Consider the following 13,118-nt stretch of genomic DNA (forward strand, 5'->3'; position numbering starts at 1 on the left):
CAGTTCGTGCTGAACAAAAAGAAAACCCGGCGTTTCCGCCGGGTTTTCCATCAAACCTTAAGATAAGGATTGATTAGAACGTGCGCTGTACACGGAAGGTAACAGTCATGTCCTGGTTGTCTACGCCACCAGCACCGAAGTCTTCGTCTTTGTACTCGAATTCAGTACCGATTACGAGACCGGAGACCGGGGTCCAGCCGAGGGTCGCGTGAGCGGACCAAGCGGACAGGTCGTTGGCTGTGTTCAGAGTGTCGATATCCCAGTACTGACCTTGAACCGCGGTGTAGATGGTCGGGGTCCAGTAGTGAGTGATACCAGCTGCAACGCCCCAACCGGTGGAGTTGGACAGGCCAGTGCCAGCAGCATTGAGGGTCGCGTCGTAGGAACCGTATGCTTCGTGGATGTAGCCGATTGCACCGTCAGCGTAGACAGCGCGCAGGCCGAGGCCAGTGTTGGAGCCGAGCATCGGCAGGTTGAAGCGTGCAGATGCACCGATCGCCCAAGCGGTCTCAGAGTCAACCGGAGCTGTGGAAGCACGGTTAGCTTTAACAACACCCATCAACTGAGCGCCGCCCCAACCCTGAACTACGTTCACGTTGGCAACGAGAGCCGGGTAGCGGAAGCCACCGCGGGAGTAACCGCCGATGTAAGTGCTCGGGGAGCGCTCACCGGTGTTGGACTCGAGAGAGAGGCTTGCAGACAGGCCGTTACCGAAGGTAGCGGTGTAAGCTGCGAGGTTTGCACGGGAGTCAAGACCCTGACCGATGCGGGAACCCCAGGATTCACCAGTCCAGTAGTCGAAGAAAGAACCGGTACGACCGAAGGTGAAGCCGCCGAGCTGAACGAATGCGTCCCACAGCTCAGTGTTGCCGCCAGCGGAACCGAAGTTGGAGTTGTTTGAAGTGAACCAAACGTCGGTGTAAGTGCGCAGCAGGCCGAATTCGGTCTGTGTACGAGCGTCGAGGCGGATGTAACCACGAGCACGGAAACGCAGGCTGTTGTCAGCTTTGGAATCCCAAGAGTTCGGGCCAGAGTTGCCGAAGTCAGAGATGCCGTAGTCGGCACGAACACGACCACCTACACGCAGGCAGGTTTCTGTGCCCGGGATGTAGAAGAAGCGAGCGCCGTAAGCGTCACAGATACGTACGTAGTCAACCGGCTCCGGAGCAACCGGAAGATCAGCTGCCTGAGCAGTTGTGGCTGTAGCAACGGCTGCAGCGCCGAGCATCATGCCCTTAAAGAGTTTCATGTCTGACCTCCAAAAATCAGTCAAATTTGCCAGCATCAAAGTGATGCCATTATCCCCGCGAATAATTTCTGTATTTGCTTCCTGCCGGAGGTTGGACGTCCGCGGTATGCAAATCAGTGCGGCCCGAAGCCGCTCGCAGTTGTGACCATACGCATCCCGATCTGCCGTTCAACTCAGAAATCCGGTTTGGAGCCGCCGGGCAGGGTTTTCAGAAACCGGTGTTGCGTGAATGTCACAAAATCAGCCCCAACGTTTAGGATTTGGTAGGATTTAGAGACGTTTGAGCCTGTTAGTAATGGGTTTCGGGGAGTTCCGACTTCAAAGGCGGGTATGTTGTCTACGCCCTGAATGGCCGGAATCGCGCCAAGGAATCGGTTCGTACGCCAACTCCGTTCGCATAGCTTCCGTAGATCGCAATTCCGGAGGACTGCCGCTGAATGCGGCGCCGGTTTCTAGGGTTTTTCCCGGCTTTGGGTTCCCTCAAGGACGATCGACACCTTGGAAGTCTGCCCTTTCCCATCGAGAATCATGAGATTGGCAAAGCCTGAGCCTGGTGCGTTCCAGAAGAATCGGCGTTCAAACGTGGCTTTCCCCGTCGGTGTTCCGTTTACGAAAAGCCGGAACGGCCGTTGACCGCCATCAAACTTGACGACCATTGGATGTGCGCCTTCAGAGGAGGCCCTGCCAATCTGCAGCTTTGCGCCATCCGGCGGGAAGGTGATTCCCAAACGGCTTGTGGTCCTGGTCATCTTGGGACGGGATTTGACACGGGCATACCTAAGCGGTTCAGGAAGTGGCCGCGTCGCTGCGCGAGCGATGTCATCCGGCGGCTTGGGCAAAGGTTCACGCCCCGCGACCAATGACTGATAGGCTTCATGCAGGATTGGCACCGCCGACGACGCACCGGTTTGGCCCGGGACTGGCGACCCATCGGCCCGGCCTGTCCAGATGCCGACAACATAGCGGCCGTCATACCCAACCGCCCAGGCATCACGATAGCCATAAGAAGTACCGGTTTTGTAGGCAATAGCCCCTTTTGCGGGATTGAGTGGCTGCGGCAAGCCGGACAGACTGTCAGTGACTTGATACGCCGACTTCTCAGTCAGAACAGGCATGGCCCGCCACGCAGGCGCCCGATCGTTATTGCATGGGTTTCGACAGGATCGCAGCTCAACAGGCTCTCCTAGCTGCGCGAGTGCAGCATAGGTCTGCGTGAGGTCGCGGAGCGATAATCCGATTCCCCCAAGACCAATGGCAAGCCCCGGCGCGCTGCCTGGTTCCAGCTGCGGTTGAACGCCCGCACGTCTCAACCGGGCAAGAAGTCTTGTAGGGCCTACTGATTCCAGAAGCTGGACCGCCGGTGTGTTCAAGGAAAGCTGCAGGGCCTCATCCAAAGTAACCGTTCCCTGATAGCCCCGATCAAAATTGGTGGGACGATAACCGGCGATGTTGGTTGGCCTGTCGACAATCAGGCTGTCCGGTTGGCCAATCCCCTCTTCAAAGGCGAGTCCATATATAAAGGGTTTCAGGGCAGACCCAGGTGACCGGGTAGCCCGGGTCATGTCCACATGCCCTTCCCGGCTTTCATCCAGAAGGTCGGGCGCGCCAACGCTTGCCAGGATCTTGCCGGACTTATGATCCGCAACCACCATGGCGATCGAAAGCGGTGCAGGCATGACAGCCACCCTGCGGCGGGCGAGATCTTCCAGGGCTTGTTGTAGATCCCTGTCCAATGTCAGACGCAGAACCGGCTCGGAAGGATATGCGGCCCGTGCCTCCCGGGTCTCATGGGCTGCGAGCAGTGGCATTGGATGTCGCTCGGCCCGAAGTGGCTCGTTGGCTGCTGATCTGGCTTCCTCTTCACCCAGCACACCTTCCCGGACTGCACGCGCCAGAACACGGTTGCGGGCCTTCAATGCATTTTTTGGATGACGATCCGGGCGACGGCTCTCCGGACTTTGCGGCAGAGCTACAAGAAGCGCCGCTTCGGCTGGCGTCAAACGCCGCGGTTCCTTACCGAACCAGGTGAGGCTTGCCGCCCGGACCCCTTCCAGATTGCCGCCAAAGGGCGCGCGCAAGGCATAAAGGTGCAGGATATCGTCCTTGGTTGCCACCTGCTCCAGCTGAACGGCCCTCAGGATCTGCTGATACTTCCGTTTCAGCGACTTTGTGGGCGTCTCGTCCAGAAGCCGGGCGACCTGCATCGTCAGGGTTGAACCGCCCGAAACAAGCTGGCCGTTGGCAATTGCCTGCAAAGCGGCGCGGCCCAGCGCCAAAACGTCAACACCGCCATGCTGGCGGAACCTATTGTCCTCGTAGGCGAGCAACAGTTCGAAATAAAGCGGGTCGATTTCGTCGAGTTTGACCGGCAAGCGCCATTTGGAATCAGAGCTTGTGAAAGCCCGCAGCAAACGATCTTCACGATCGAGAACGACGGTTGACACAGACAGTTCGGAGGCCTTCGGCAAAGCAGGCAGTTGCCGATAGTCCGCAAAAATGGTCCAGGCGGCGGCGCCGATTGCCAGCAAACCACCAGCGCCAGCAATGAGCCCCCATCGTTTCAATGACCGTCTGTTCATCCGTTCACGCACCGCCCAGCTTTTCTATCTGGTCGGTCCAAGCACCACGAACCGGGCAGTTTCCGTGATAGCCCGCCGGTCCGGTCGGTACATGTCTTCTAACGAGGCCGGTGGATGGCTGAACGTCCCCGGTGTCGCCGCCCGTGCCAGATACGCAAAGGTCAGCTCACGGTTGCCCCAGTTGCTCTCATCAACGGAAACCTCAAACCGGTCGGAATAAAACGCGCTGTAATCCGGTTGGTCGATCGTGGAGAGGAACGCCAAACCTCCAAGATCACCGGAACGCACCAGACGCGGATTGTCGATAGAAAGACCTGCGGGCAAACGGTCGACGACCATCAACCGACCAGGCTGATCAGACAACGGCCGTATGGTCAGCACAACGGCGATCCGGGTGTTCACGGGCACCGCGGATGGGTCAATGACATTGCCGTCAAGGTCATACAGTGTTCGCTCGACGGCATAATCCTTGCCGCCTGCCGGTTCCGGGCTGAGCGGCTGACCGGCAATCGACATCAGCACTTCAGTTGGCTTTTCACCGGCATTGCGGACATCGACTTGGCCGGACTTCAGTTCGTCAAAACCAAGTGTCCAGGCAAGCCGGCCAGGTGTCTCCACCCCATCCACCGACAGGCGAGCCTCTTCCGCAGACTCGTTCAGCGCATTCGCTGCGAGCAACAACCATGCCATATCCTGTGTCGACCGGCTCCGGGCGGTGCTGTCCACCGATGTCAGCTCTGAAACCGCGCGGGTGTTCAATTGCTCGCTGACAGATGCAGATACAACATAGTCTGTGACCCCAGCCGCATCGCGAAGCTTTGATCCAAAGTCTTCCCTGTAATTGCTGGACGCTGTCCGATCCAATGCATCAAGAGCGGCCCCAAATCCGGTCGCGGCCCGTTCATCTTCACCGTAGAGCGCAAGACCGGCTGCAAGCTGTGCCTTGGCCAGCGGCGTCGCAAAGTTCTGCAGTTTGGCATCCAGATAGTATCTGAGATCCCCCATGGAGGCCCGGCCATTGCGCGCAAGGACATAAAGCGCATAAGCAATGTCCTCACCGCCGCTTTCAAAGTCCGACGCATAGGCGAGCCGGTTTTCCAGATTGTCGAGCGCGGACGTAAAAGCAAGATCTGGAACCTGGTAGCCCTTTTCCCGCGCCCGGGTCAGGAAGTCGGCAACATAAGCATCGAGCCACGTCCCACCGCTGCCATAGCTGTTCCAGAGCCCGAAGGATCCGCCAGAGGACTGGTTGGCAAGAACGGCGGTAATGGCTTTGATAACCCTTTCACGGATTTCATCGTCTCCACCAAGGCCGGCTGCTTCTGCAACGTCGCTCAAGTACAACAGCGGCAGCGCCCGGCTTGTGGTCTGCTCGGTACAGCCATACGGGTACCGGTCCAGCGCAGCCAGAAGGCCAGCCACATCTATTCGTGCCGCACCGCCCGCTGTCAGCGTAACCTTCACACTGTCTCCGCGCAAATCTTCAAAGCTGGCGGCATCCACCTCAAGCTTGTTTCCCGGCGCCAAATCGAACGCATAACTGCGCAGAACTTCCGGCTGGGTGTCCTTGATATCGAGATTGAGCCGCTTGACGATAGTCTGGGCGTCAGGCCCGGTCAGGGAAGCAACGATTTCGGCGCTTCCCAGTGCGTCGCCGGCCGCCATTGGCAGAATGACTTGTGTCTTCTTGCCCGTCTCCAGATCGAGAACCCTCGGAACGCTCGCGCCGTCTTCCAGGCTCAGCCCGTTGCTTGCAGTCAGCTCAAGATCGTAGGCACCTGACGGGGCATCGACCGGATCGATTTCAAGAACCAGCCGGGAGGAGTCGCCCGGGGCAAGAAAGGCCGGTGTGCTCGCCGTCATGACGACCGGCGCCCTCACCTCGATCTCTTGTTCTCCATGACCGACACCGGATTTGCTCCAGGCCACGGTTATCACGCGCAAGGCGCCGTTAAAGTCAGGCACATCAAACGAAACGACTGCCTCGCCATTCTCATCAACTTTCACAAGGCCGGAGAACAGCGCCACAGGTTCATCATCCGGCGGCGGCGCATCCAAACGCATGCCCATACCGTCTCCGCCGGAGCGAACCTTGCCCCGTGCGCCAGACATCCGGTCAATGAGTTGGCCGTAAAGATCGCGGATATCGCTTCCGAGGCGGCGCTGACCGAAATACCACTTTTCAGGGGCCGGCGTTTCATAGGCCGTCAGGTTGAGTATTCCGACGTCCACCGCCGCAACCGTGATGTGTGCCTCTTCACCTGCGGCCAAGTTGGCAAGCTGGACCGGAACATCAAGCCGGGTTTGCGGCCGGATCATCGACGGCAGATCCATCACAACCTCAAGATCCCGATCACCAGGATCAACCTGCAGCCAAGAAAGGCCCATCGCGCGCGACGGCATCTGGGCTTGATCAACGTCCATCGGCCGGTAGAGGCTGGCCGTGATGTAGGCTCCTGCCCCCCAGGCCTCTTCCACCGGAATATCGACTTCCGTTTCTTCCCCGGACACGTCCACGGTGCGGGTGGAGAGAAGGCCGCCGGACACCACGTTGATCACGGCCGTGCCCGCCATTTGCGGTTTCAAGCGAAGTTTTGCGGTTTCACCTGGCCGGTAGTTCTCCTTGTCGAGCCCGACATCGAGATAGTCCGGCGTGTCGGATGTCGCATTGGCGGTGTACCAGCCCGCCTGAAACACCACCCGTGTTGCGGTCTGCAACGCACCGCTGCCTTCAATGTCCAGCCGGTATTCGCCCCACTCAACAGGGAGCGACAGGCTGGCCGGTTGGGCTTCCGACACATCCAGGGTTCCTGTCGAGATCCTGCGGGTAGAGGTAATCGGCTCGTACGACCAGCGGCCATCCAGCCGGTACCATTGGTAGCGCCGGTCGACTTTGGACAGCGTCCAGTTCAAGCCGGTTGCCGCGATCCGCTCGCCGGTTTCACCAATCGCGACCACTATAAAGTCGGCAGGACCGCCCTCATCGACACCGCCATCGAAGGCAGGCCGGATCCCAATCCGCGGCCCGTCGAGGCTGACTGGCAGATCCAGCGTCCGCTCGACATAACGTCCTCCGGTCTCCACAAGGCGGGCAACAATCTCAGCGTCGTAAAGACCAGTTGTCTCCGGCAGCTCCGGCAGATCAGCGGAGAAGGTCAACGCGCCTTGATCATCGGTTCGAAGCCCGGACGGCAAGCGCGTGCGCTCAGAATAGGCGTCCGAATCTTCAATGCCAAAACGGTATCCCGGATATGCTTCCATCGTGCGCACCGGGCGCGCGATCACATCACCTTCCAGCGTTTGGCCACTTGCTGGCGATCCATACAGAAACTTTGCCGTCAATGAGACGTCGAGCGGCGCAGATCGGCTGAAGGTTTCGGAGGCCGTTTCCAGTGTGAAATCGACTCTTTCCGGCTGATAGTCCTCGACAAGGAATGTCTTGTCCGCAAGCGCTTCGCCGTCCGGATCCAGCAGGACCTGCCAGGACCAGATGCCCTGCTGGGCGATCGGGCTCAAATCAATGTCCTGAACATATCCGCCGAGACCGCCATCTTGCAGCGTGTACCGGGCATGTTCGACACCATCCGGGCGCCGGACTATGAATGTCAGCGGCAAACCGGCCTGTGCTTCGGCCTTCGCTGTTCGGAGCAAGGCCTGTGCATGAACGGTCTCACCCGCCTTGTAGACGCCACGATCAGACCAGGCAAAAACGTCCAAAGGCCCGGGTGCCGGGCGTCCGTCGACACCGCGGTCTGACAGATCAAAGGCGGGTTTGCGCAGATCCAGGAAGCCGTAATCGCCTCCAGCTGTTTCCGCGACCAGTATGCCCGGCGCATTGCCCCCGCGCCCGAGTGTGAGACCTGCAGCGAATCTGGCAAACCCGTCCGCATCGGTTTCGCTCGTTCCAAGGATCTCGTTGTTGACAGCCATCAGCCGGACACTGACCCCTGTGAGAGCATCAGCGCTGGATAGGGACCGGATATTGGCCGCAATTCCATCTGCGCCGGACATGGCGGTGAGTCCAAGGTCAGACACCAGAAACCACTGCGTTGCGAGCGGGCCCCACTGGTTCTTCACGTCCAGCTTTGACCTTGCGGTCATGGCGTAAATCCCGGGTTTCATCTCAAGCCCGGTTTCAGACAACGGGATGGCCGTCGTGATATCCTGATTGAGCTCATTGCCGGTCTCAACAACACCGCTCCAGACCTTTTCCCCGAGATCCCCCTCAATCTGGCCCGCCTGATAGCTGCCCAGTTGGCGCAGGAAGCGGTTGTCTCTCAGGACGTCGGCGACGGACCGGTCGCCGATCCGGTAGATGGTTGCTTCAACTTCGTTGGTATTGACCGAAACGATCGGGATCGTCGGATCCCCACCTGCGGGAAGCACATAAGACCGGCCAAGGAAGTTGACCGACGGGCTGCGGTCCCGGACATAAATCGAGAGATCTGAAGACTTTTCGAGCACCTCACCGTCAGCTGCCGGCAGGCCGCTGCGCGCGGTCAACTGGTAGCGCGCGCCGTGGCGCACGCCTTCGGCGCAAACCTGGGACCCATCTGTTTCAATCGACACTGTGCCGTCGCCCTGGACAGAAACATACGGGCTGAGATCTTCCCCGACCGGCAGCTTTTGCGAAAATACAAGGCAGATCCGCGGCGTCGCACTGTCCGAATCGACCTGATGATCGACGATCCGGAAGCCGTGCTCCGCCATCAGTTTGTCGTAGCGCCGGCGCACGGAGCCACGTTCTTCCAGTGCGAGCGAAGCCCGGAGAGACTTGATGGCTGCTTTGTAGTCCTGGCGAAGGGAAAGACCGCGACCCAGATATTCAAGCGCAAAGGCCTGTTCTTCAGGCGCTCCAGCCCGCAAATAGGCGTTGACCGCGGCGGATACGAGGTTCTTGCGTTTCGTTTCCCGCTCCTGCCAATCACTTGGGTCTTGCAGGATGAGCGCTGTCGAAAGCTGAACCCATGGATCGAACCGTGTCGGGTCCAATGCGATCAGCTGGAGGAAATCAGCCTCTGCCAGGGCGTTGTTGTTGTTGGCAAGCGCGTTTGAACCATTGCGGCGGATCTCATCTGCATCGGTGCTGTTTGGCCGGACCGTCTCTTCGATCCGCTGCAGGTAGGTTTCCGCAGCTTCTAAGGTCTCACGGCTTAGAAAATCAAGCTCTGCCTTTCTTTCACCGGTGGTCGCAAAGGTCGATTGCTGGACCTCGACCACGCGCCCGGCAACCGCCCCGGCAAAATTCTGCATCTGCCCGGCAGAGGACTTTAGAAAACACCAGCCTGCACTGGTGTTGAAGGTGAAGGCCTGGCACTGGTTGTCGCTCAAACAGGCCGTCTTGCAGCCGTCAAGGTCCACATCCTTGACCGTCTGATAATCACCACCGAAGAAATCCGCGTCCTCAATGGTGACGATCCGTCTGTCTTGGGCGTGGGCGGCTTCGGTGAAACCACCGAGTGCCAATCCGCCGGTCAAGAGTGCCCCGGCGACTAACAAAGAGAATCTGAAAACAGATCTATCTAATTGATTTTGCGAATATTTATTGGAAACATGCCACATGGCCAGTCCTCCCGGGCCGAATAACCTCTGTTATGAAGGCACCGGAAGATGACGAGGACAAGGCAATTTTTCTGAAATGCAAACCTGGAGCCAGGTTCAGCCGACGCGGGAGACCAGCTCTTCAATCAATAGATTAACTTCCTGAGCAGCTTTGCTGGACGGTGCGTTTTCGGTCACGGACGCTCCGCGGCCCATCGCAGAGGCAAACACGGTCCGGTTTCCTAGGCGTGCCCCCAATGTGTCATAGCCGGATGCGGCAATCGCATCGGCCATTTCACCGGTCAACGAGGCTCGCGGTGGCACCCGGTTCATGACCAGGAGCGCGGGCGTATCTTCCCGGGCTGCCAAATCGATGGTCTGGGATGTTGCCCAAAGGTCAACAGGGGTTGGCTGGATCGGAACGATCACGAAGTCGGCAGCATCAATTGCGGGTTTGGCATCCGTATCCGTTTTCGGCGGCGTATCGATGATGACATACCCGTGAGAGCGCGCCAGAGACCGGGCTTCCCGACGGGCACCCCATCCGGAGGCAGTCCGGAATTCCAGACCGGTCTCATCTTCCCCGAGCGTTTCTTCGCGCGCCTCGTACCAGGTACCCAACGAACCTTGCGGATCGACGTCCAGGATAGCAACCGGTTCCCCGGATTTCGCTGCCAGTGCAACAGCAAGATGTGCTGCAAGGGTTGTTTTACCGGACCCGCCTTTTTGTTGTGCAACTGTAAGAATTCGTCCGGACATCAACACCTCCATGCTTCGCCGCCATATTGCGCCGCACTCTTTCGCATTGCAACACGTAGAAAACCGTGTTTCGTTAACGGATACATCATTTGCACCAGTGATAATTATATCCATAGGTTGTGAAATTATCCGGAGATTCAACCTGAAAAACCTGCAAGCAAGAACATGGGCGCTGCGCTGGAGAAACCCGGCACTTTGCCGGGCTTTATTGAACAGAGCCATGGATGCCCGAACGGTGCCTGCCTTGGACGGGCGGCCGCTTGCCTTCAATTTATCTTGGCTGGAGCGCTGGCGCGGCAACTTCAAAACCGCCGGTGAACTGGCGGAGGTAGCATTCCAATCCATGTCCAAACAGTCCGATCCGGAAGGATGGGCAGAGCTTCTCGTGGTCAAGGCCGTTTGCGCCTACAGCGTCGGCGACCACAAGCTCGCAGACGAGTTCCTGAAGGACGGTTTTGAAACGCTTGGCCCGCATGCGGAGAGCGGTGCCGGTATTGAAGTGCTAACCATCCTGGCAACCTTGCGCCAGTACTCGGAAAACTATGACGAGGCCCTGACTCATCTTCGCGATGCCTTGCAGATCGCGGAGGACACCGGTCTTTATTTCGAGCCCGGGCGCGTGTTGCACAATCTTTGCCGCGTCAATTGCCTTGCCGGAAATATTGATGCTGCGCTCGATGCAGGCCAGCAAAGTGTTGAACAGAACCGGTCGCGGCGGAACGCGATCATGCTGCCCTATGCTGAGGAGGTTTATGCCGGCGCGCTTGTTGCCAGCGGAAACTATGAACTGGCCCGCGAAGAAGCTGAAAAAGGTCTGAGGGCGGCAGTTTTCAGCGATGATCCCCGTGTTACTTGCCAGCTGCATTTTGCGATCGGTTCAAGCTACTTGAAAGAGAGACGTCCAGCGGATGCGCTGAAGGTCTTTGAACAAGGTCTCAAGGAAGCGACCGCTTTCGATTATCACCTATGGATCCGGAACTTTCACCTGCACCTCTCCCAAACCCACGAAGCCATTGGCACGTACCAGCAGGCGCTGTCGCATCTCAAAGTCTATGCCGAGATGCAGGCGACGCAGTTCAAGGTTGAAGCGCACCGGCAAAGCTATGAATTGCGGAGCCAGCTGGAGTACCAGCTCGCCCGCCGCAGCGCGGAGTACGAACGTGAGCTTCGCGATCAAAGCGTCCGGCTGAATACAGAATTGGTCCAGGCCAATGAGACGCTGCAGATGTTGAACCGGCGCATTGAACACAACGCCCTGCACGATGCGCTTACCGGCATCGGCAACAGGCGCATGATGACCCAGTATTTCGGCCGGGCAGAACAGTCCGATAAGAGCTCTGATGAAATTGCGGCCCTTCTTATCGACCTTGACGGCTTCAAATCCATCAATGACCGGTTTGGTCACGCGACGGGCGATGAAGTCATCAAGGTCATCAGTGAGCGCTTGAGAACACTCCTGCTTGATCAGGAACTTCTGGTCCGCATGGGCGGGGACGAGTTTCTGGTGGCCTCAACGGTAAGAACGGAACAGGGCGAGCTGGCAAAGCTCGCGCAAGATATCCTTGACCGCATCAACCAGCCGATAGATTTGCCCGGCGATCAAGGAGCGGTCGGTGCGAGTATCGGAATTTCCGTTACAAGGATCCGGCCAAATCTTGAACGCAGCCTGCTTCAGGCAGCGGACGAGGCGATGTATGCCGCCAAACGATCTGGCCGCAATCAGGCGTTCATGGAACCGGCTCCCGCAAAAACCGGCTCATAAAGCCCCAAGACCTTTCTTTCTACCGCCCACCAAGTGCGTAATAGACGTTCCAGGAGGGGCGCCCGGTGACGGGCATGCCGTATTTCGCTTCCGCAGCCCGAATGCCCTTCCGCGTCATCGGGCCAACCTTGCCGTCCGGTTCTCCGACATTGAACCCGTTCTTGTTCAAGAGCTTTTGCAGCTCAAGGCGCTGCGCTCTGGAAAGACCGGGATTGTCTGTCGGCCAGGGCGTCATGATCGGATCACCACCGGAAACAAGCTCTGAAAGCACCGCGATTGCGAGACCATAAGACGTCGACGCGTTGTAGGATCTGAGCGCCTTGAAATTGCGCGTCACGAGAAATGCCGGGCCGTTTGCACCGGCTGGCCGGATCAACGCCGTGTCTGCCTTGCTTTTGAAGGTACTGCCGTCGAGATTTCTAAGACCGCGCTTGGTCCATGTGCTCATGGAGGCATAGTTCTTGCGGCCGGACGGACCGGAATAGCCCTTGGGCACCTTCACCTCAAACCCCCACAAACGGCTGTTCCGCCATCCGGCGTTTTTCAGGAAGTTCGCCGTGGATGCCAAGGCATCCGGAACAGAGTTCACAAGGTCCTTGCGCCCGTCTCCATCAAAATCGACGGCAAGACTGGCAAACGTTGTCGGCATGAACTGGGTTTGGCCAAAGGCCCCGGCCCAGGACCCTTTGAAGTCTTCCATCCGGACATCGCCGCGCGAGGCAATCTGAAGCGTTTTCATCAGCTCGCCGCGGAAATACTTTTGCCGTCGTTTGCCGGCACACACCAGATTGGCAAGGGCGTGCGGAGTATAGAAATCGCCGCGGAAATTGCCGTAATCGCTCTCAACTCCCCAGACTGCCAATACAATGTGCTTGTCGACGCCGTAGCGTTTTTCGACCGCATCCAGCGTCCGGGCATGCTTTTTCAGGTTTGCCTTGCCGTCCTGAATCCGCTGCGGATCAACGAGGAACGCCATGTAGTCCCAGATTTCGGTCTTGAACTCCGGCTGAGCCGTTGAAAAGCGGATGACTTTCTCGTCGTATTTCGCGCCAGATAGCATTTTCTGGGCAACCTCCGGCCGGACGCCTGCAGAAATCGCTTGCTGTTTCAGCGACGCGACGCAGCTTTCAATCGCCAATGCAGGCGTTGCAAGGCTGGCCGCCCCCAAAACCGCCAACATCATGACCGAAGAGAAAACACTTGAAGATCTCCGCCGCATACCCAGTCC

General features: G+C 58.4%; 6 protein-coding genes. 1 reads left to right on the forward strand and 5 read right to left on the reverse strand.

Annotated elements, in window-relative coordinates:
- Positions 1-73: 73 nt before the first annotated feature.
- The 4 genes from SADFL11_RS08770 to parA form a co-directional block, all read right to left on the reverse strand.
- Positions 74-1,249, reverse strand: coding sequence for a porin (locus tag SADFL11_RS08770; protein WP_008188951.1), 1,176 nt, complete (start codon positions 1,247-1,249; stop codon positions 74-76).
- Between the two features lie 452 nt (positions 1,250-1,701).
- Positions 1,702-3,828, reverse strand: a complete 2,127-nt coding sequence (gene pbpC, locus SADFL11_RS08775) for a penicillin-binding protein 1C (protein WP_040451797.1) — start codon at positions 3,826-3,828, stop codon at positions 1,702-1,704.
- 24 nt (positions 3,829-3,852) lie between these two features.
- On the reverse strand, positions 3,853-9,306 hold the full coding sequence (locus SADFL11_RS08780; RefSeq protein WP_209002773.1) for an alpha-2-macroglobulin family protein: 5,454 nt from the start codon (positions 9,304-9,306) through the stop codon (positions 3,853-3,855).
- A gap of 180 nt (positions 9,307-9,486) precedes the next feature.
- Positions 9,487-10,128 (reverse strand): ParA family partition ATPase, encoded by a 642-nt coding sequence (parA, locus tag SADFL11_RS08785; RefSeq protein WP_040453249.1) that lies wholly within the window; start codon positions 10,126-10,128, stop codon positions 9,487-9,489.
- Positions 10,129-10,348: 220 nt separating this feature from the next.
- Here parA and SADFL11_RS08790 point away from each other — a divergent pair, with 220 nt between their 5' ends.
- Entirely contained in the window at positions 10,349-11,890 is a 1,542-nt protein-coding gene (locus tag SADFL11_RS08790; RefSeq protein ID WP_040451796.1) for a tetratricopeptide repeat-containing diguanylate cyclase, read from the forward strand.
- 19 nt (positions 11,891-11,909) lie between these two features.
- Here SADFL11_RS08790 and SADFL11_RS08795 read toward each other — a convergent pair whose 3' ends face one another.
- A complete protein-coding gene (locus SADFL11_RS08795; protein ID WP_040451794.1) occupies positions 11,910-13,109 on the reverse strand; it encodes a lytic murein transglycosylase in 1,200 nt (399 codons plus the stop codon).
- Positions 13,110-13,118: the final 9 nt, after the last annotated feature.

The sequence above is a fragment of the Roseibium alexandrii DFL-11 genome (genome assembly GCF_000158095.2).
Classification (GTDB): Bacteria; Pseudomonadota; Alphaproteobacteria; order Rhizobiales; family Stappiaceae; genus Roseibium; species Roseibium alexandrii.

Excerpts from the sequence above, each read along its gene's own strand:
- SADFL11_RS08770 (WP_008188951.1), bottom strand. The coding sequence starts at position 1,249 with ATGAAACTCTTTAAGGGCATGATGCTCGGCGCTGCAGCCGTTGCTACA.
- pbpC (WP_040451797.1), bottom strand. The coding sequence starts at position 3,828 with ATGAACAGACGGTCATTGAAACGATGGGGGCTCATTGCTGGCGCTGGT.
- parA (WP_040453249.1), bottom strand. The coding sequence starts at position 10,128 with ATGTCCGGACGAATTCTTACAGTTGCACAACAAAAAGGCGGGTCCGGT.
- SADFL11_RS08790 (WP_040451796.1), top strand. The coding sequence starts at position 10,349 with ATGGATGCCCGAACGGTGCCTGCCTTGGACGGGCGGCCGCTTGCCTTC.
- SADFL11_RS08795 (WP_040451794.1), bottom strand. The coding sequence starts at position 13,109 with ATGCGGCGGAGATCTTCAAGTGTTTTCTCTTCGGTCATGATGTTGGCG.